The organism is Flavobacterium labens, from assembly GCF_048286755.1.
GTDB lineage: Bacteria > Bacteroidota > Bacteroidia > Flavobacteriales > Flavobacteriaceae > Flavobacterium.
The window spans coordinates 151,749-173,473 of sequence record NZ_JBLVPL010000005.1 but is presented as its reverse complement, the minus strand read 5'-3'; the positions used below and the strand labels follow the sequence as shown (position 1 = coordinate 173,473).

16 protein-coding genes are annotated in these 21,725 nt (G+C 34.6%); 8 read left to right on the top strand and 8 right to left on the bottom strand.

Annotated elements, in window-relative coordinates:
* The 6 genes from ACNQF8_RS12275 to recG all read right to left on the bottom strand — a co-directional run bounded on the left by ACNQF8_RS12275 (window position 1) and on the right by recG (window position 9,928).
* Window positions 1–924: an AraC family transcriptional regulator gene (locus ACNQF8_RS12275; RefSeq protein WP_282717708.1), complete on the bottom strand. Its 924-nt coding sequence runs from the start codon at window positions 922–924 to the stop codon at window positions 1–3.
* Window positions 925–998: 74 nt separating this feature from the next.
* A complete protein-coding gene (locus ACNQF8_RS12270; RefSeq protein ID WP_417952540.1) occupies window positions 999–1,862 on the bottom strand; it encodes a bestrophin family protein in 864 nt (287 codons plus the stop codon).
* A 27-nt stretch (window positions 1,863–1,889) separates the two neighbouring features.
* Window positions 1,890–3,203, bottom strand: a complete 1,314-nt coding sequence (locus tag ACNQF8_RS12265; protein WP_417952539.1) for a TolC family protein — start codon at window positions 3,201–3,203, stop codon at window positions 1,890–1,892.
* Between the two features lie 88 nt (window positions 3,204–3,291).
* A complete protein-coding gene (locus ACNQF8_RS12260; protein ID WP_417952538.1) occupies window positions 3,292–6,387 on the bottom strand; it encodes an efflux RND transporter permease subunit in 3,096 nt (1,031 codons plus the stop codon).
* An 82-nt stretch (window positions 6,388–6,469) separates the two neighbouring features.
* Window positions 6,470–7,528, bottom strand: a complete 1,059-nt coding sequence (locus ACNQF8_RS12255; protein ID WP_417952537.1) for an efflux RND transporter periplasmic adaptor subunit — start codon at window positions 7,526–7,528, stop codon at window positions 6,470–6,472.
* Between the two features lie 294 nt (window positions 7,529–7,822).
* Window positions 7,823–9,928 carry an ATP-dependent DNA helicase RecG gene (gene recG, locus ACNQF8_RS12250; RefSeq protein WP_417952536.1) on the bottom strand — a complete coding sequence of 702 codons (2,106 nt, stop codon included), beginning with the start codon at window positions 9,926–9,928 and terminating at the stop codon, window positions 7,823–7,825.
* 181 nt (window positions 9,929–10,109) lie between these two features.
* Here recG and ACNQF8_RS12245 point away from each other — a divergent pair, with 181 nt between their 5' ends.
* From ACNQF8_RS12245 to ACNQF8_RS12225, 5 genes are all read left to right on the top strand, one after another.
* On the top strand, window positions 10,110–11,057 hold the full coding sequence (locus ACNQF8_RS12245; protein WP_417953653.1) for a hypothetical protein: 948 nt from the start codon (window positions 10,110–10,112) through the stop codon (window positions 11,055–11,057).
* A 140-nt stretch (window positions 11,058–11,197) separates the two neighbouring features.
* The gene (locus ACNQF8_RS12240) at window positions 11,198–11,677 is read left to right on the top strand and encodes a GyrI-like domain-containing protein (RefSeq protein WP_417953652.1); all 480 of its coding nucleotides are present in this window, start codon (window positions 11,198–11,200) and stop codon (window positions 11,675–11,677) included.
* A gap of 109 nt (window positions 11,678–11,786) precedes the next feature.
* The gene (locus ACNQF8_RS12235) at window positions 11,787–12,332 is read left to right on the top strand and encodes a DUF1697 domain-containing protein (RefSeq protein ID WP_417952533.1); all 546 of its coding nucleotides are present in this window, start codon (window positions 11,787–11,789) and stop codon (window positions 12,330–12,332) included.
* Between the two features lie 214 nt (window positions 12,333–12,546).
* Window positions 12,547–12,972 carry a hypothetical protein gene (locus ACNQF8_RS12230; protein ID WP_417952531.1) on the top strand — a complete coding sequence of 142 codons (426 nt, stop codon included), beginning with the start codon at window positions 12,547–12,549 and terminating at the stop codon, window positions 12,970–12,972.
* Between the two features lie 255 nt (window positions 12,973–13,227).
* Complete coding sequence (locus tag ACNQF8_RS12225) at window positions 13,228–14,712, top strand: aminopeptidase P N-terminal domain-containing protein (RefSeq protein WP_417953651.1); 1,485 nt, start codon at window positions 13,228–13,230, stop codon at window positions 14,710–14,712.
* 67 nt (window positions 14,713–14,779) lie between these two features.
* Here ACNQF8_RS12225 and ACNQF8_RS12220 read toward each other — a convergent pair whose 3' ends face one another.
* Window positions 14,780–15,517 (bottom strand): Dph6-related ATP pyrophosphatase, encoded by a 738-nt coding sequence (locus ACNQF8_RS12220; protein WP_417952529.1) that lies wholly within the window; start codon window positions 15,515–15,517, stop codon window positions 14,780–14,782.
* A gap of 104 nt (window positions 15,518–15,621) precedes the next feature.
* Here ACNQF8_RS12220 and ACNQF8_RS12215 point away from each other — a divergent pair, with 104 nt between their 5' ends.
* Window positions 15,622–17,685 (top strand): M1 family metallopeptidase, encoded by a 2,064-nt coding sequence (locus tag ACNQF8_RS12215; protein ID WP_417953650.1) that lies wholly within the window; start codon window positions 15,622–15,624, stop codon window positions 17,683–17,685.
* Between the two features lie 102 nt (window positions 17,686–17,787).
* On the opposite strand, the gene ACNQF8_RS12210 is transcribed toward ACNQF8_RS12215, so the two are convergent.
* The gene (locus tag ACNQF8_RS12210; protein WP_417952527.1) at window positions 17,788–18,309 is read right to left on the bottom strand and encodes a DUF7935 family protein; all 522 of its coding nucleotides are present in this window, start codon (window positions 18,307–18,309) and stop codon (window positions 17,788–17,790) included.
* A gap of 130 nt (window positions 18,310–18,439) precedes the next feature.
* Here ACNQF8_RS12210 and ACNQF8_RS12205 point away from each other — a divergent pair, with 130 nt between their 5' ends.
* Window positions 18,440–19,210 carry a sulfite exporter TauE/SafE family protein gene (locus ACNQF8_RS12205; protein WP_417952526.1) on the top strand — a complete coding sequence of 257 codons (771 nt, stop codon included), beginning with the start codon at window positions 18,440–18,442 and terminating at the stop codon, window positions 19,208–19,210.
* Window positions 19,211–19,335: 125 nt separating this feature from the next.
* Window positions 19,336–21,675 carry an ATP-dependent helicase gene (locus ACNQF8_RS12200; protein WP_121342086.1) on the top strand — a complete coding sequence of 780 codons (2,340 nt, stop codon included), beginning with the start codon at window positions 19,336–19,338 and terminating at the stop codon, window positions 21,673–21,675.
* The last annotated feature ends 50 nt before the right edge of the window (window positions 21,676–21,725 follow it).

Genomic DNA, 21,725 nt, shown 5'->3' with positions numbered 1-21,725 from the left:
CTAGTTTACGTACAATAGTTGATATTGTTTTGGAGTAATTCCTTCATGTTTTTTAAACAAACGAATAAAGTAGTTACAATCTTCAAATCCAGATAAATAACAAACCTCATTGATTTGTATCGATGGATTTTTTAGCAATTGTTTGGCACATCTCATTTTCTCGCTAATCACAAATTCAATTGGGCTCATGCCTAATTCTCTTTTGAAAAAACGATAGAAAGATGTTGTGCTCATACACGCTTTCTCACTCAAGTGTTTCATGCTGATGTTTTCCTTCAAATTCAAGCGGATGAATTCTACTACTTGTGTAATTGGATTTTTTGGATCAGCAAATAAACCGTCATCTATTGCTTTTGCTGTTTGTGTCTGAATAATTCTAATTAATAATTCCTGCAAAGTCAAATCAGCCAAAGCATCTTTAGTTATTGAAGTGCTCATGCATTCTTTGATCAATTTATTAATCGTCGTTGCCAATTCCACATTATTGTAAAAGAAATAATTTTGGTAGTTCAATTGCCAGAATTGGTCTTTTCCTTCTTTTGGGTAGCGTTCATTTAAAAATTGTAGAGTATCGGTAATTTTAGTTTGGTCTATCGCCAAAGCCAAACACTGTGTCGGATTGTTTTTTGAAGCCTCCGGAAAATCTATTTTCATCTCAACATTAGAAGGAATCACAACCGTTTCGCCAGGTAAATAGACAAAACTGGGGTCATCAAAAAGATGCATTATTTTTTTACCTCGCAACATGCTAGTCACTACAAAATCATTAAATTTTAAAGGAACTAATGCCGAAGATTCATACGTTTCAAAAAGATTCAGTTCACAATGGTTTAAAGAGTAAACGGTTCTATTTTCTACTAATGTTTTTAAAGATTTCTCGTTTGATAAATGAGGTGGATTTATAAAAGCGCGGGTACTATTCATAGTTTTAAACTTTAAAAAAGGCAAAGTCTAAATTTAATGAAAATAATTAAAACAAGAACACAGTTTAACAAAATTTAAATTAATTCTTCCACATGTTTTTTGATGTTCTCAGCAATTTTATGAGTTGGTAAATCATTTTCATCACTTCCAAAAGGATCTTCAATTTCCTCAGCAATTAACTCTAAACTTGCTAAAACATAAAAAATAAATACCACAACCGGAACTACATAATAACCCAAACTGAAAGAGTATCCAAAAGGTAAAGTCATCACATAAAAGAAGATGAATTTTTTAAGGAAAGCACTGTAGGAGTAGGGAATAGGCGTGTTTTTGATTCGTTCGCAAGCACCACAAATATCAGTAAATGATTTTACTTCTTCGTTTAAAATAATCAGTTGATCACCAGTTATTTTTTTGGAATCATACAAATCATTAATTTTTTGAAACAACATTTTAGCTACCTGATTGGGCTTGTGTTTGTGATGATCAATTTCTAAATCCACATCTTCAAACAATTGTTTGCTGGTATCATCATCATTCAAATGTTTATGCAAAATAGAAGCATAACCGGGAATCATTTTTCGAAAGTATTTGCGATCTTTTTCTTCATGCAAAATGGCAGATAATTTGATGGCAAAATTACGGCTGTTATTGACTAATGCTCCCCACATTTTACGTCCTTCCCACCAACGGTCGTAAGCAGTATTAGTTCTGAAAACGAGTAATAATGAAATCACGAAACCAAGCATTCCGTGCATAATTGTAATATTCTTTACATAACTGTTATCCGCTAATTTCCAATATTCAACCTCTAAATAACCGATAACTCCAGAATAAATTCCAATAGCAAACATTATTGGCATTAATGTTCTAAAGGTGTCTGCTTTGTGAAAACGAAAAATAAAAGTAAACCAGTCTTTTGTATTATATGAAACCATTTAATAAGCTTTTTTAGCAAATTTAAATTAAAAATTAAGATTTCCGGCCAATTCTCGGAGTGCAATTTCAGATAATTTTCCTTGAAATTGTGCATTGCTGTAACGCACTTTTGCATTCACATAATTCAATTGTGCAGTTCTGAATTCTAAAGTTGTTATTGTTCCAATTCTGAATTTGTCTAAAGTAATATTCAGATTTTGTTTGGCTATCGATTCATTTTTTTCTTCTAAAGCAATCAATTCTAAATTGGTCAAATACGTTTGATAGGAAGTTGCTAATTGTGAGTTTAAAGCTAAATTTTGTTGATCAATATTTAATTTAGAATTTTCAATTTGGATCTTGGCGATTTTCTCATTTCGATTTTGTGAAAAGCCATCAAATATATTCAAAGAAGCACTAAAACCATAGTTCAAACCTCTGGATTGTGATTGTGCCACAAACCCAAGACTAGATTGACTTTCTGAAAAATTATAGGCAGTATTCACTCGAACTGTCGGATAACGTGCCGCTTTGATTTGTTTTAATTCTAATTCAGCTACTCTTTTATTAATAATCTGGGCTTCTAATTGTGGATTTTGCTTTTCGGCTAAAGCTCTTAGTTCAGGCAGCAGTAATAATGCATCCACTTCAAGTTCATCAATAACTTTGAAATCAGTCGTAACATCTCTTGCCAATAGTTGATTTAATAAAATCTTACTGTTAGCATACAATTCTTTTTGCCTTAACAACGCAACTTGGTCCGTATTCAAATCTACTTGGGCATTCAAAACTTCTAATTTAGATGCTTTCCCAATGGTAAATCTGTTTTGTGCCAAAGTCAAGCGTTGGTTTGAAATCACAATTGTTGTATCCAAAGCGGCTAATTGTTGTTGCTGTTGCACCAAATTGTAATATGCTGCATTCACGTCACTGATTCGCGTGATCACGGTTAATTTTAATTGCGCTTCACCCAGTTTTTGTAATTCTTTTAACTGATCCAGTCTGGCAAACATTCTCATTCCGTCAAAAACAGTCCAATCCAATCCAACGCCATACGTCAAACTATTGTTTTTGGCATTGTCTAATTCTGTTTCTGTTCCGTCCTGACGCGTTTGGGAACTGTTTTGAATACTGTTGTTATCCACAACGGTTGCAGTAACTGTAGGTAACATCCCAGCATTTCCAATGGCAACGTTTGTTTTTTCAATGCTTAAATTATTGGTGGCAATTTTTATTTCGTAATTGTTTTCCAATGCAATTTTCACTGCGCTTTCCAATGTCAAAACTTCTTGTGCATTGGTTTTTACCACACAAAATAAGAGTAGTACAAAGCTTTGAAATAGTATTTTAGTATGTGTCATAATTATATTTTTTAGCCACGAATCAACGAATTTTAGATAAAAATTCGCGTAAATCTATTTAATTCGCGTCATCAGCATTCCATTAAAATTATTTAACTTCTTTTTCATATTCTTCAATATGATCAAATTCAGGGTAATGTTTTCTGGCCTTAGACCACATTAAATACATAGCTGGAATAACAAATAATGTTAAAACTAAAGAGAAAATGGTTCCTCCTACAATCACAACTCCCATTCCAATTCTACTGGTTGAAGCTGCTCCAAGTGACATAGCGATTGGTAAAGCTCCTAATGAAATGGCTAAACTCGTCATTAAAATAGGTCGTAATCTCGCTTCTGAAGCTTCTAAAATAGCTTCCATTTTCGGTTTGCCTTGTTCTCGAAGCTGGTTCGCAAATTCGACAATTAAGATTCCGTTCTTGGTTACCAAACCAATAAGCATTACGGTTCCAATTTGGCTGAAAATATTCCAAGTCTGGTCAAATAACCATAATGAGAATAATGCTCCTGCAACGGCCATTGGAACGGTTAAAATAATGATAAAAGGATCAATAAAGCTTTCAAATTGTGCCGCTAAAATCAAAAATATTAATACCAAAGCCAATCCAAATGCAAAAGCAGTATTTGAGCTACTTTCGACAAAATCTCTGGATTCTCCACCTAAATCGGTAGTGAATGTATCGTCAAGAACTTTGGCCTTAATTTCGTTCATCGCATCAATTCCATCGCTTATACTTTTGCCTGGAGCAAGACCTGCAGAAACAGTTGCAGCCATGTATCTATTGTTGTGGTATAATTGTGGCGGATTACTTTTTTCTTCAATAGTTACCACATTGTCCATTTGGATTAATTGGCCCAAATTATTTTTGACATACATGGACGTTAAGTCCAATGGTTTCGAACGGTCTTTTTGGTCAAATTGTCCAATAACCTGATACTGTTTTCCATTTCTCATGAAATAACCAAAACGTTGTCCGCTTAATGAAAGCTGTAAGGTTTGTGCAATATCAATAACTGAAATTCCTAAACTTTCGGCTTTTTCTCTGTCAATGGTTACATTAACTTCTGGTTTGTTGAATTTTAAATTCACATCACTAACCGCAAAAGTTGGGTTTTTAGCAACTTCATCCATGAAAATAGGAATTTTTTCTTCCAGTTTTTTAAAGTTTGGCGCTTGTATGATGTATTGAATAGGCAATCCACCGCGTCTGTTTACTGCAATAGTAGGTTGCTCAATCACGGAAGTTTTTGCATCTGGATATTGTTTAGTCCATTTGGTTAATTTCTCAGCAATTTCTTTTTGAGAATCTTTTCTTTCATCTGGCTGAACCAATGATACCCGAATAAAGCCACTGTTTACGGATGAAGATCCAAAACCAGGTGACGTGATAACCAAAGCTACTTTTTTACCAGGAATCGAGTCATCTACCAATTTTGACACTTCTTGCATGAAACGATCCGTGTATTCATAAGAAGAACCTTCGGGTGTAGACATACGCAACACAAAACCACTACGGTCATCGTATGGCGCGGTTTCTTTTTGCAAAAGGTTGAAAAATAAATAAATTAATCCAAAACAAGCAATCAAAATAGGGAAGCTCAACCATTTTTTCTTCATAAAACGGTCTAATGCACTGGCATAACCACTGTTTAGTTTTTGAAAATATGGTTCGGTCCGAATGTAGAATTTTGATTTTTTTTGTTCGCCGCCTTTCATCAGATAGGCGTTTAACATTGGTGTTAATGTCAACGATACAAAAGCTGAAATTAATACCGCAGCACCTATGACGACTCCAAATTCCCTAAACAATCGCCCGACAAATCCTTCGAGAAAAATCACTGGAAGAAATACCGCTGCTAAGGTTATCGAAATCGAAATTACCGCAAAAAATATTTCGTTAGATCCTTTGATAGCTGCCTCGATAGGCGTCATGCCTTCTTCTACTTTTTTGAAAATATTCTCGGTGACCACAATTCCATCATCGACCACTAATCCTGTAGCCAAAACAATAGCTAATAATGTTAATACATTGATGGAAAACCCGAAAAGCCACATGATAAAGAAAGTAGCAATCAACGAAACAGGAATATCAATCAATGGTCTAAATGCAATCGCCCAATCCCTAAAGAATAAATAGATAATCAAAATAACCAAAACAATAGAAATCCCTAATGTTTCCGCAACTTCAATAACTGATTTTTTTACAAAAATAGTATTGTCTATAGCAATATTAAGTTTAATATCCTTTGGTAAATCCTTTTTTAAACGTTCAAATTCTTTATAAAAAGCAGTAGAAATATCTAAATAATTAGCTCCGGGAAGCGGCACAATAGCAACACCAACTAAAGGCGTTCCAGATTGCGTCATTTTGGTTTCTGTATTTTCAGGTCCAAGACTTGCTAATCCTACATCACTAAAACGTACTACTTTTTCTCCTTCGGAACGAATAATAATATTGTTGAATTCTTCAGCAGTAGATAGGTTTCCCACTGTTTTTACCGTTAATTCGGTATTGTCTCCCGTTAGTTTTCCCGAAGGTAATTCTACATTTTGTTTGTTTAAAGCATCTCTCACTTCAGAAACGGTACAACCGTAAGAAGCCAGTTTCACGGGATCAATCCACAAACGCATCGCGTATCTTTTTTGTCCCCAAATTTGGACACCACTCACGCCAGGAATCGTTTCTAATCGTTGTGAGATTACATTTTCGGCATAATCACTTAATTCTAATGCGTTTCTCGTATCACTTTGAACCGTCATTGAAATAATCGCTTCACCATTGGCATCAGCTTTAGAAACAACAGGCGGAGAATCGATATCTTGTGGAAGGTTTCTAACGGCTTGAGAAACTTTATCTCGCACATCATTAGCAGCTTCTTCTAAATCTTTATCCAGATTAAACTCTATGGTAATGTTACTGCTTCCTTGCGCACTCGAAGAAGTAACGTTTCTAATCCCATCAATGGAATTGATTGCTTTTTCTAACGGTTCCGTAATTTGCGACTCAATAATATCAGCATTTGCGCCGGCATATCGAGTACTGATGGAAACTTGTGCAGGATCAATCGATGGAAATTCTCGAACCCCCAGAAAAGTATAACCAATTATTCCAAACAATACGATGGATAAATTGATTACTATAGTAAATACAGGTCTTCTAATACTTGTTGTGGATAAACTCATTTTTTTTGAATTATGAGTTATAAATTATGAATTATGAGTTACTGGATGTAAACTCACAATTCATAATTTATAACTTTTAAAATTATTTAATTTTAACAGTCACAGGAGTTTCATTTTTTAGAGACATAACACCACTGGTAATAATGGTATCACCCGCTTTCAAACCAGAAAGAACTAAAATAGAGGCATCCGTTCTTGTGGCAGTTTCTATCATCACTTCTTTGGCTTGACCATTACTGGAGATAAAAACTTTTTTACCGTTTTGCACGGGAATAATAGCTTCTGTAGGCACAACGATAGCATCTTTTATAATATCCAAAGGCAATTCGACATCAGCAAATGTTCCCGGTAATAATTTTCCGTTTTTGTTATCGGCAATCGCACGAACTTGTAATGTTCTGGTCGCAACCGCAACTTCTGGCTCAATAGCATATACTTTAGCGGTATATTTTTCATCAGAACCTGATACCTTAAAACTTATGTAGGTATTTGTTTTTACTTGACTGGCGTATTTTTCCGGGATTGAAAAAGTGATTTTTAGTTTTCCTGTATTTACTAGTTTCGCCACCAAAATTGTAGGTGTAATGTAGGTTCCTGGAGATATAGATCGCAATCCGATTCTTCCTGAGAATGGAGCTCTAACTGATGTTTTGGCTATTTGTGCTTTTATCAACTGACTTTGAGCTTGTGCCGATTTTAAATCGGCTCTGGCCAAATCATATTCTTCCTGACTGATGGCTTCTTTTTGTAATAACAATTTAGCTCTTCTTTCGTTTTCCGAAGCCAATCCTTCTCTGGTGGAAGTTTGTCTCAATTGTGCTCTTAATTCTAAATCATTTACTTTAAAAAGTACCTGTCCTTTGCTCACATTACTTCCTTCCTGAAAATAAATAGCCTCCACAATTCCAGATACTTCACTACGAATTTCTACTTGTTCATTGGCTTCAATAGAACCGGAAAGTGATAAGTTATTGTCAAAAGTTTGTGGTGTTGCCACAATTCCGTTAACGCTCATGGACTTACCTTTCCCTTTTTGGTCTTTCGAATCGGCATTTTTACTTTTATTTTCTGTGATTCGGTAGCCGATAAATCCAATGATTCCGATGGTTAACAAGCCATAAACTAGGTATTTAATTTTCATAGGTATAGAATAATGTAGGATTAGGTTTGAGTAATTTTAGTTAAAAACAAATTTAGGTTTTAGAAATGGGAATTGTGATCTTGTTAATTTTTATTTAACGTTTGTACATACAAATATTAACAATTAGAAAAAAAAATATTTACAAATAGATACAAGCAATAAAACTTTTTAAAGAGTATTGACTGCTAAAAATGCAAATGGTTTAATCAAGAATTAAAAAAAAGAGTTTTTTTTAAGAAAATAAATTTAGTAGCGTAATTTGAAACAGTTAAGAAATGTATATCAAGCAGTGTTTTAACTTATGTAATTCCAGATGTTTTTCTTTTTGGTCATTTCGATAAAAACAGCTCTCAAAGCAGAATGTTCCGGTTTTTGCATGCCCGCATCTTCTTTGAGTAATTTTAAAGCATAGTTTCTGGCTAATGCCAAAGTATCTCTGTCTCGAACCAAATCAGCAATTTGAAGATTAAGTACACCGCTTTGTTGTGTTCCCATTAAATCACCCGGACCGCGAAGTTTCAAGTCGACTTCGGCAATTTCGAAACCATCGTTCGTTTGCACCATCGTTTCCATTCGGGTTTTACTGTCGGAACTCAATTTATGACTCGTCATTAGGATGCAATAACTTTGCTCCGCACCACGACCCACGCGACCACGAAGCTGATGCAGTTGCGATAATCCAAAACGTTCTGCACTTTCAATAATCATTACACTGGCGTTAGGAACATTCACGCCAACTTCAATTACGGTTGTAGCGACCATAATATTGGTTTTCCCTTCCGAAAAGCGTTTCATTTCGGCATCTTTATCCGCTGGTTTCATCTTTCCGTGGAGTATGGAAATCGAATATTGTGGTAACGGAAAATCTCTTGAAATGCTTTCATAACCGTCCATTAAATCCTTAAAATCCATTTTTTCTGATTCCTGAATCAAAGGATAAACAATATAGATTTGTCTTCCCAAAGCAATTTCGTCTCGAAGGAATTTCCAAACTTTCAATCTGTTGCTGTCAAATCGATGAACAGTCTGAATGGGTTTTCTTCCCGGAGGCAATTCATCAATTACTGAAATGTCTAAATCGCCATACAAACTCATCGCCAAAGTTCGTGGAATAGGCGTGGCGGTCATCACCAAAACGTGTGGAGGAATCACATTTTTCTTCCACAATTTAGAGCGTTGTTCTACGCCAAAACGGTGTTGCTCATCAATTACTGCCAGTCCTAGATTCTTAAATTTTACTTTGTCTTCCAATAAAGCATGCGTTCCGATGAGGATGTGTAACGTACCGTTTTCTAGTTCTTCATGGATAATTCTACGCTGCGCTATTTTGGTAGAACCGGTTAGGATTCTGATGTTTATATTTAAGGTTTCGGCCAATTCGGATAAACCAACAAAATGCTGATTTGCCAAGATTTCTGTGGGCGCCATCAAGCACGCTTGAAAGCCGTTATCAAGTGCCAAAAGCATGCTCATAAAAGCCACAATCGTTTTCCCGGAACCTACATCGCCTTGCAGCAATCGGTTCATTTGGGCATTGCTTCCCATATCGGTTCGGATTTCTTTGATAACTCTTTTTTGGGCATTAGTCAATTGAAAAGGCAAATGATTCTGATAAAAATCATTGAAATATTCGCCTACGGTTGTAAACGGATGTCCTTTTATTTTGTGTTTTCGAATCAGGTTTTTCGTGATTAATTGCAACTGAATAAAGAACAATTCTTCAAATATTAATCGGAATTTGGCTTTCGCCAATACATCAGCGCTTTTTGGAAAATGAATGTTGAATAAAGCTGCTTTTTTAGGAATCAGCTTCAGTTCGTTGATTAAATAATCCGGTAAAGTTTCTGTGAACAACGCTTGCGTTTCCACAAACAATTGTTGCATCAATTTATTAATCACTCGATTCGAAATCCCGCGATTCGTCAAGGTTTCTGTCGAAGGATAGACGGGTTGCATTGCCGAACGTAGGCTTTGTTCGTGCTCGCTCATCAATTCAATTTCCGGATGCGCCATGTTGAAAGCATTCCCAAAAGACGTGCATTTCCCAAAAATCACACACATTTCATTGAGTTTTAAACTCTCCCGAATCCATTTGTGGCCTTGAAACCAAACGAGTTCCATTTGGCCTGTATCATCCACAAAAGTCGCGACTAATCGTTTTTGGTTTCTGCCAAATTCTACAGTTTTGATGTTGATGATTTTACCGATAATCTGAACCTCTGCAATGTTGTTCTGCAGTTCGTTAATCTTGTAATACCGTGTCCTGTCAATGTATCTGTTTGGAAAAAAATTAACGAAATCCACGTACTTATAAATACCCAATTCCTTACGTAGCAATTCGCCCCGATTGGGACCAACGCCTTTCAAGTATTCGATGGGAGTGAGTAGGAGGTTTTGCATTTAGATTTTTTTGGACACAGATGGAACGAATTTGCAAAAGCAAAAACGCAGATTAAGACGCTTTTTAGTTTGATGAAGCGAAGATAGTTTTTTGTTTGGAAATTTGGAAATGGGAAGGCTTGGAAATGGAGTAGGAAAAATTGTATATTTGAAAAAAAAAAAATAAACTACCCCAATTAAAATGAAATATAAAATTCGTTGTTTATTGCTATTCATAATTATAGTAGGAATCAATTCTAGCGCAATTGCTCAATCGCCACAAATAACGATCGAAAGAACTGTTAATACGGATAATAGTGTCATATTGAGTTATAAAAAGGAAGACCCTGGTAGTTATTTTGTCTATTTAAATTTTTCAAATGTTACCAATAGTAACGTTTCGAATTATAAAACAATTATCGATAGCTATTCAGGAAATTTACTCACACTTAAACCATCAAACGACAAACAATCAATTGGTTATGCATTACAATATTATGTAATATTTGGCAAGCCTAATCCAAAAGTTGACAGCTTATTTCATTACGTTTTACCTTTCAAGAAAGGGAAGAGGCATAAAATAGTTGAAGCATCTAATTTAGGTGAAAAATATCTTGGACAAGAAAAGCCTAAAAATTGGAAGTCGTATGTAATCAATTCTACAACGCCTGATACAATTTGTAGTATGAGAAAAGGAATTGTCGTTAAAATTGATAATCAATACCAAAATTCCTCTTTAGACATGTCGTTTACTAGCAAAAGAAATTCTATCACTGTGGAACATTCAGATGGAACAATAGCGATATACAATGGATTTAAAAAAAATCTAATATTTGTAAAATTAGGCCAAACCGTCTATCCGCAAACTGAGTTAGGAGTTATAGAAGAGTTTAATCCAGGTGTTTATCGAGCAGATTTTTTTGTTTTTTATTGGTCCGACAAAGAAATTAATACTGCATCCAAACAATTTTTTCAAAATCACCGTTCTAAATATACCTATTTAGCTCCTTATTTTGTTACTGAAAATGGTGTCGCACAAATAGTGTCGACCAATGAGTATGAGGCACTTTACACTGAAGAGCAGTTAACTCTTGAATTCAGCCGATCAGAAAAGAAAAAATATCTAAAAGAACCAACCTTATTTCGATAATTATAAAATACAAGATAAAAAAAACTACAAAAGAAGACAATGTTCTTTTGTTGTCATTGAGGTTAGTTATTTTTGCTTTAAATAATAGTATGAAAAACAAATGGTTTCTTGATGTTACCTACAAATAAATCGCTTAATAGATGAATCCAACAATAACTACACTCATTGAAAAAAAATGTATTGGTCTGAACCAAAATATGTCCTATACTGATTATCAAGCGCAAGAAGTTTGGAAACGTTTTATGCCAAGACGTAATGAAATCAAAAATAGAGTAGGTACTGATTATCTATCCATTCAGGTATTTGGGAACTCGTATTGGAATGCTTTTAATGCAGATAACACTTTTCAGAAATGGGCAGCGGTCGAGGTAAGTGTTTTAGAGGATATTCCTGCCGAAATGGACACATTAATTATTCCAACTGGCTTGTATGCTGTATTTGTATACAAAGGAGACGGAGCAACTGCACCCGCTTTTTTTGAATCGATTTTTAGCAGTTGGTTGCCAAATTCTATTTACGAATTGGCAGATCGTCCGCATTTTGAAATTCTTGGTGAAAAATATCAAAAAAACAATCCAAATTCTGAGGAGGAAGTATGGATTCCAATTCAATTTAAATAAGAGTTTACTTTATACAATTATTACTCTAAAAGGCAATGATTGAATATTGAGTTGCTGTTCCTATTATTTATGCTAAATAGATAATACATTTGCAAAAAAGAATTAAATCATGACAACTCATCTCGCATTACTTCGTGGTATCAATGTTTCGGGTCATAGTATGATCAAAATGGAAGCGTTAAAAACGACTCTAGAAGCCATTGGTTTTCAAAATGTGCAAACGTATATTCAATCGGGAAATGTTTTCGTAGACACTGAGGAGGAAAATCCTGCGGCTGTTGGTTTTAAAATAAAGCAGGAAATTTTCAAGGCTTTTGGTCATGAAGTACCTGTTGTAGTTATTGGTTCTGCAGATTTAGAAGCGTGTTTCAAGAATAATCCTTTCTTGAAGGAAAAAGATATTGATACTAAGAAGTTATATGTGGCTTTTATTTCGACCACTTTGCAAAGCACCAGTATGAATGATTTGAAAATTAGTCAATTTAAGCCGGACGAAGCCAGTATTGATGGCAGCAGGATTTTTATTAAATACGCTGTTGGTGCAGGAAAAACAAGGTTCGATCAAAAATACATTGAGAAAAAACTGAATGTTACCGCAACAATCCGCAATTGGAATACGGTGACGCAACTGCTGAAAATGTACGAGGAAAGATAATAAGACTTTAAAGTCTAGTTTAACCGCTAATTCGCTAATTTTTAAATGTTATCATCCATTTGAAATTTGCGAATTAGCGGTATTTTTTTAGAGTCAAAACATGGATGTTTCAAAATCTATTTTTAACTTTTTTAACTTTAGAAAAAAATAATTATAATTTGACGCAACCTTTTGCAAGAAGTAGCATCTAGAGAATATATGTAAAATCTGATACATGAAAAAACGAATTATTCTTGTTGCTTTCCTTACAATTTTTACCTCCTGCTTTAAGGATGAAGCTGAAGCAATTGTTACTCCAGATTATTACGGAAAATGGAATTTGGTTGCGATGACGGGTAGTTTACAAAATTCAGGAACTACAGGCGCAGCAATGGCTTGGCAAGAATTTTATTTATTCAACACCAACGGAACTTTTACAAAATCCAGAGAAGAAAATTCAATAAAAACAACACTTTCGGGTACTTATACGACCACAACTCAATCTGACGGAATATTTTTTGAATTAACATATCCCAATGACAGCGAAATTATAGGCAGCTGTTATGGAAACCAAAAAGAAGTTCTGTTTTTAAATGCCAATAATTCTTTGTCCAGTACATGGAATTATTGTGATGGTCCCGGATTAAAATATAAAAAGTAAATTATAAGTGCTTATTATAAAACATTTTTCATAAAATTTAGTTTTGGTTAATTTTAGAATGATGAAGCACTTTTGCTAAAGAGTACTCAGAAGTTGAAAAACTTTTGGTGCTCTTTTTCTATTTTAATCGAATAGTAGGATCAGTCTTTTCAATAAAAAAAAGTAGCTGGTACGAACAAAAAAAATTATATTTACGCACTAATTAATGCTGTCAAAATCTTTTATTTATTTTGCAAAACCCTAAAATGTAGCGCTATGAATTTAAAACTTTCTTTTGTTTTTGCTGTCTTTTTTGTTTGTGTCTCCATAGCACAAAACGGAAATCCAAATGATTATTTGTCGGCTCAATTCCATAAAGAGCGTAGAGAAGCCTTGCGTGCTAAAATGCCTCAGAATAGTGTAGCGGTATTTTTTGGAAATCCTATTCGGAACCGAGCCAATGATGTGGATTTTATCTACCATCAAGATCCCGATTTTTATTATTTGACAGGATATAAAGAGCCTAATTCAGTTCTGGTAATTTTTTCGAACAATCAAACCAATAAAGATGGAAAATCATTCAATGAATTGCTCTATGTTCAAGAGAAAAATCAAAGAGCAGAGCAATGGACAGGAGTGCGTTTAGGAACGGAAGGCGCCAAAAAAGAGTTGGGTTTTGAAAATGCTTTCGATGGGTCAGCGTTTTTAAATTCGGGGATTGATTATATCAGTTTTGACACTGTTTTCTTTAAAGAATTTGAAGAAGACACTCGAAATTCGAAAAATGAAAAAGCGGATTTATACAAGTTAATTGGAGCGTTTAAATCCCAAATCGGCTACAACGAAAAAGTGAAATCTCAAATGGATTCGAATGTGCAAAATGAAATTAATGCTAAAAAAAGCATCATTTCAAAAAAAGCTACGATAAATACCAAATCGATTTTGACTTATATGGCAAGTTTGCGTGAGAAAAAATCCAAAGAAGAGTTGGTTTTATTGACTAAAGCGGTTCGGATTTCGGCAATGGGACAGCGTGAAATTATGAAAGCAATGCATCCTGGAATGTCTGAAACGGAAATTCAAGGAATTCATGAATTTGTTTACAAAAAGTACGGCAGCGAGTTTGAAGGTTATCCATCAATCGTGGGTGCAGGGAATAACGGTTGCGTGTTACATTATATTGAAAACAGCAAAATGAAAGTCGAAAATGAATTGGTTTTAATGGATTTAGGTGCTGAATATCATGGCTATACAGCTGATGTAACTCGAACGATTCCTGCTAACGGAAAATTCTCCACCGAGCAAAAACTGATTTATGATTTAGTTTATGAAGCCCAAGAAGCAGGAATTACTGCTGTAAAAATTGGAAATAGTTTCAATGCTCCTGATGTTGCGGCACGTAAAATAATCAGTGCCGGATTAGTAAAACTAGGAATTGTGGAAACAGAACAAGAATCCCGAAAATATTTTCCGCACGGAACCTCGCATCACATTGGGTTAGATGTTCACGATCCGGGTTTATATAATGCTTTTGAAGCCGATATGGTAGTTACCGTTGAGCCGGGAATTTACATTCCTATAGGTAGTGATTGCGATAAAAAATGGTGGGGAATTGCGGTACGAATTGAAGATGATATTTTGATTACTACAAATGGACCCGTAAACTTATCTGGGGAAGCACCAAGGAAATCAAATGAAATTGAAACCCTTATGAATGAAAAAAGTGTTTTGGATACTTTTTCTGTACCAAGTTTAGATTAGTAATTTATTTAAGATTCTATAAAAATGAAACTCCGTTGTCTTATGATTTCGGAGTTTTTTGTTTAAATTATTTCCCAACCAAATCACAATACCAAAAACCAAAATCGAACGCATCAGAAGCGTTCGTATCGCAAGCAGTATCGGATGAATCTTCTTTTTCGGGTTTTTCATATTTTCGGTACACAATTTCACCAATTTCAAAATCAATTGGTTTCGAGAAAACAGGACCATCAAAAGTAAAGGTATGGAATTCACCGTTTTCGCCACAAACATCAACATTTTCAGGTAGATCATTGATGAAATCTTGGTCGATAACGCGACCAACAAAGCTTTTATCTAAAAATCGTTCATTTACACAAATCACAATCGTTTTGAATCCTAAATTCATGAATTCTTGAATAATTTCATGAGTTGGTATTTTCCAAAGCGGAAAAATGCCTTCAAAACCTATTTCGGCTAATTTATCTTCACGGTATTTACGCAGATCTTCCAGAAAAATATCTCCAAAAATTGAATGCGTGACACCTTGTTTTTTTAGTTTGTCCAATGTTTCGCGCATTACATTTTCATAGACTTCCATCGTTGGCATTTCAGGAATTTGCATAATTTCAAGTGGCAATCCAATGCTTTCGGCTTGTTGTTGCAATAATTCTACTCGTACGCCGTGCATCGAAATACGTTGATACTGTTGGTTTACACTGGTGAGTAAACAGGCTATTTCAATTTCTGGATTTTGTAGGGTTTTATATAAGGCCAGCGCAGAATCTTTTCCACTGCTCCAATTAAATAAGACTTTCTTTTTCAATGTAATTTTCTTGTAATTTTCTGGAGGTAAACTTACAAAATTAGTCGGATTAGTTTGGGAAACCTTTGTAACTTTGGAAATCGCCGTTATAACCTTTGAAATTCATGAAATACCTTTTTCTCTTAATATCTGCCATCACTTTTGCGCAACAAACTAAATCTGTCGATTTTAAATCGGTTGGTGGACAGATAACAATTAATTCTAAGGCTAAATCTGTTAGCGGAGCAGTCAGTTATTGGTTTAATGTTTTAAAAGAAACAGATACCATTAAAATTGACGCACAAAATATGAATTTTTCTGATGTAGAATTAAATCAGAAAAAAATTCAATTTACTACAAATGGAAAGCAAATTCTATTGATTTCACATTTCAAAAAAGGAAAAAATAATGTTAGTTTTAATTATGTTGCCAAACCAAAGCAAGCCTTTTATTTTGTTGGTTCAGAAGAAAAAGATAATGTGCAAATTTGGACGCAGGGACAAGGAAAAAACACCAGCAATTGGCTGCCAAGTTTTGATGATGTCAATGAGAAAATGATTTTTAGTTTGGAAGTAGTTGTTGATTCAAAATACCAAGTAATTTCTAACGGAATTTTAAAAAGTAAGGTTAATAATGATTCAATGACCTATTGGAGATTCAACATGCAAAAACCGATGAGTTCTTATTTACTAATGCTTGCCATCGGGAAATTTGAAAAACAAATACAGCAATCAAAGTCGCTAATTCCTTTAGAAATGTATTTGGAAACAAAAGACGCAACTAAATTTGAACCAACCTATCGTGATTCTAAAAGAATGTTTGATTTTTTAGAAAAGGAAATAGGAGTAAAGTATCCTTGGGGAATTTACAAACAAGCGCCTGTTCGGGATTTCTTGTATGCCGGAATGGAAAACACATCGGCAACACTTTTCAACACGCGTTATGTGGTCGATTCTACAGGTTTTGAGGACAGAAGTTACACGAATGTCAATGCACATGAATTAGCGCATCAGTGGTTTGGGAATTTAGTCACTGCCGAAAGCGGAAAACACCATTGGTTACAGGAAGGTTTCGCAACCTATTATGCGTTGCTGGCCGAAAAGGAAATCTATGGTGAAGATTATTTTTATTCCAAATTATACGAAACGGCTCAACAACTGAAATTTGCTTCCCGAACGGACACCATTCCTGTTTTGAATGCCAAAGCCAGTTCATTGACTTTTTATCAAAAAGGAGCTTGGGCACTTTTTGTTTTACAGAAAGAAATAGGAGATAAGGAGTTTAAAAAAGCGGTATCAAACTATTTGAAAAAACATGCATTTCAGAATGTGAATACCCCAGATTTTTTTGCTGAAATCAAAAAAGTATCGAATTATGATTTGGATAATTTTAGTAAAGTATGGCTTGAGTCAAGTGTTTTTAATACGCAACAAGCCAATATTTTATTGCTTAAAAATAAATCAATTCAAGTGTTATTTGAAGTGGAGAAATTAAAAAATCAACCGTTATCAGAGAAAAAGGATTTTCTTGAAAAAATAATGCAATCTGACGTTTATTTTTCGGTAAAAGAAGCGATTCTGAATCAATTGAAAAATGAAAAATGGGAAGATAAAAAGAGCCTTTTTATTTTAGCTTTAGAAACTAAAAATGTGCAATTGCGCCAAACAGTTGCTGTATCATTGAATGAAATTCCGGAAAGCTTCAGAACACAATATGAAACTTTATTAGAGGATAAATCATATCAAACACAAGAACTGGCGCTGTATAATTTATGGAATAATTTTCCAGAGCAACGCAGTCAGTATTTGGATAAATCAAAAAATTGGATAGGTTTCAATGATTATAATTTGCGAACCTTATGGCTGACTTTAGCATTTTCGACACCAAATTACCCTCTTGACAAGCAAGCTTTAGAAACCGAATTAATACAATATTCATCCATAAATTATGAGGCGAATACCAGACAAAATGCTTTAGAGAAATTACTCGCTTTCAAAATAATAAATGACGTTGTTTTGAAAAATCTCGTAAATGCTACCACGCATCACATGTGGCAATTCACTAAATTTGGTAGAGATAACTTAAGAAAATTATTGATAAACCCGGAAATGAGAGTTTCTTTGGAAAGAATAGTTCCTGATTTAAATGAAGCGGAACAGTTTCAATTGAATCGGTTGTTGAAAGAATAAGTCAGAAATCAACAGGGATTTAAAAACGCAAATTCACTCATTTCAAACGATTATTCATGTAGAAATTAGTGAATTTGATTATTTTTATTGCTTTAGAATGTTTTACCACAATTGCCCCACTTCGTTTTTAATGTAGGCTAATGCAGCATTGCTAGGTGATTGTTTTTCCATCAAATCACTTATAACTACTTCACGCAATTTATCGGCATTGTCAACACGATCACTCATATTCGCTTTTCGAATCATTTGGATCGTAGCATTTTTTGCCGTGACAATAATTGTCCAACATTCATCTGTCATGTAGATTTGTTGGGTTAAATTGTGTTCAAATTCTTGTTCGATATGCGCAATTATCAGATTTTCGTAATCGTTTTTATCGTTAGAAATTGGTGCAATCCGAATCAATAATTTAGTAGGATTAATGCGCTCCATGTATAATGACATACGCTCATACGCTTGTAAGCGCAATGGTAAAGCATTTTTTTGTGCTTCTTTGTTTAGTAAATAACGACGTCTTCCTTCTTCGTTTTTGGTATGGAGATCAAAAAAATAATAGGCAACAAGACCCGTGACAATTGCCGGTAACGTATAACTTAGTAATTCTATAATTTTAGTAGTTTCCATGTTTTGATAAAATTTATAAAAGCAAAAATATACTTTTTTGACTATAAATCAATTTCATTTTAATAGCAATAAATCAATATGAATAGTATTTTTGCCAATCGCTACGAGAATACTAAAAATAATAGTTTAAATGGAAACCTACATATTAGTTTTACTTTGTTTGGCTGCTTTTGCGGCAGGATTTATTGACGCAATTGTTGGTGGCGGGGGATTGATACAAACTCCCATGGGTTTGATTTTATTGCCTAATCTTCCTGTTTCAACCGTAATTGGTACCTTGAAAGTTCCTGCTTTTAGTGGGACATCTTTTGCAGCGTATCAGTATCTTAAAAAAGTGGATATGAACTGGAGATTGCTTGCTATCATGATGCTTTTGGCATTTCCTTCGGCATTTTTAGGCTCTACTTTGTTGACGTATGTCAGCAATGATTTCATGAAACCGTTATTACTGGTTGTTCTTTCTTTTTTAGTGATTTATACCTACGCCAAGAAAAATTTTGGACAACATATTGAAAAAAATCATTCCCCAAGAACTCAAATTTGGAATGCTATTGGAATCAGTTTCATAGTTGGTTTATATGATGGATTTATCGGACCGGGAACCGGAAGCTTTTTAGTGGTGGCTTTTATTGCCATTATGGGATTCGATTTTTTGCACGCTTCCGCAAATGCTAAAATGGTGAATCTGTCGACTAATTTTGGTTCCATTTGTCTTTTTATTTTAAAAGGCAAAATAATTTGGGCTGTAGCATTACCTATGGCTGCCAGTAATGCTTTAGGTGGTTGGATTGGCGCTAAATTAGCCATCAATAAAGGAAATAGTTTTATCAGAATTTTCTTTTTGGTCGTGGTTGTAGGGACTTTAATCCGTTTTGCATACGATGTCTTTTTTAAAGATTAGCAACTTTGCTAATGACTTTATAGTAAGGGAAATTTTGGTTAAATCAGAACTCATTATGATTGTAATTTAAACCTGTTTTCTAAATCTTAAATTCTTATTTTTGCATAATAAATTTAAATTTCTCCATGCATAAATATATCGATCAACTCAACGAAGCCCAACGTGAACCTGTTCTTCAAAAAGACGGGCCAATGATTATCATTGCTGGTGCGGGCTCCGGGAAAACGCGTGTGTTGACTATTAGAATTGCTTATTTGATGAATCAGGGCGTTGATGCCTTCAATATTTTATCGCTTACGTTTACCAATAAAGCGGCACGGGAAATGAAAACCCGAATCTCTCAAATTGTAGGGGCAAGTGAGGCCAAAAACCTTTGGATGGGGACATTTCACTCAGTTTTTGCCAGAATTTTACGTTCCGAAGCCGATCATTTGGGATATCCTTCGAATTTTACGATTTATGATTCCCAAGATTCATTGCGTTGTATCTCCGGGATTATCAAAGAAATGCAATTGGACAGGGATGTATATAAACCAAAACAGGTTTTAAGCAGAATTTCCAGTTATAAAAATAGCTTGATTACAGTAAAAGCCTATTTCAATAATCCTGAATTACAAGAAGCGGATGCAATGGCTAAAAAGCCAAGATTAGGAGAAATTTATCAAAATTATGTTGATAAATGCTTCAAATCTGGCGCAATGGATTTTGATGATTTGTTGTTAAAAACCAATGAATTATTGACTCGTTTTCCAGAAGTTTTGGCTAAATATCAAAACCGTTTCCGTTATATTTTGGTAGATGAGTACCAAGATACAAACCACTCTCAATATTTGATTGTTCGTGCATTGTCTGATAAATTTCAGAATATTTGTGTGGTGGGTGATGATGCGCAAAGTATTTATGCGTTTCGTGGTGCGAATATCAATAACATTTTGAATTTTCAGAAAGATTATGAAGGCGTGAAAACCTTTAGACTTGAACAAAATTATCGTTCGACAAAAAATATTGTAGAAGCAGCAAATACCATTATCGATAAGAATAAGGTAAAACTGGATAAAATAGTTTGGACTGCGAATGATTTTGGTCCAAAAATAAAAGTGCACCGCAGCATGACCGATGCCGAGGAAGGGCGTTTTGTAGCCAGCACGATTTTCGAACAAAAGATGCAAAACCAGCTTAGTAACGGTTCTTTTGCAATTTTATATCGTACCAATGCGCAATCCCGTGCGATGGAAGATGCGCTTAGAAAAAGAGATATTCCGTATCGCATTTATGGTGGTTTATCATTTTATCAAAGGAAAGAAATCAAGGATGTATTGTGTTACTTACGATTGGTTATCAACCCAAAAGATGAAGAAGCTTTGGTGCGTGTAATCAATTATCCGGCTCGTGGAATTGGAGATACAACAGTCGAAAAACTTACGATTGCTGCCAATCACTACAAACGTTCCATTTGGGAAGTGATGCAAAATATTGATAAAATTGACTTAAAACTGAATTCGGGAACCAAACAAAAATTGCAAGATTTTGTAACGATGATTCAGAGTTTTCAGGTGATTGATCAAAATCAAGATGCGTTTTATATCACCGATCACGTTGCCAAAAAAACCGGATTAGTACAAGAATTAAAGAAAGATGCTACTCCGGAAGGAATGGCAAAAATTCAAAATATAGAGGAATTACTAAACGGTATAAAGGATTTTACCGAAGGTCAAAAAGAAATTGATGGTGCTCGTGGCGCCTTGTCTGAGTTTATGGAAGATGTGGCTTTGGCAACAGATTTGGATAAAGACACAAGCGATGAAGACCGCGTGGCTTTAATGACGATTCACTTGGCAAAAGGATTGGAATTCCCTCATGTTTTTGTGGTGGGAATGGAAGAAGATTTGTTCCCGAGCGCAATGAGTATGAGTACGAGAAGTGAACTCGAAGAAGAACGTCGTTTGTTCTATGTGGCTTTGACACGAGCGGAGCATCAGGCGTATTTGACGTATGCACAATCGCGTTACCGTTGGGGGAAATTAACTGATAGCGAACCTTCCCGATTTATTGAGGAAATTGACGCACAGTATTTAGAATATCTAACACCAGCCGAATCGAATTATAGGTATAAACCAATGATTGACAGTGATATTTTTGGAGATGTAGATAAATCCAAATTGCGTCTGGCAAAACCAGCCAACGGAACACCACCAGTCAAATATAATAATGATAATGAACCCAAATCGGATATAAATATTCGTAAATTGAAACCTGTATCCAATACAGCAACTTCAAGCGGTAGTGCAAATTTGTTTGATAATAAATTAGTAGCCGGAAATATTGTAATGCACGAACGTTTTGGTAAAGGCGAAGTTTTAAACCTTGAAGGAGTGGGAGCAGATAAAAAAGCCGAAATCAAATTTGAAGTTGGTGGAATAAAGAAATTATTGTTACGCTTTGCAAAACTGGATATTATTGGATAAAAAAATTTAAAGTTGTTGAAAAACTGTAGAACCTGAAACTTTAAATCTGA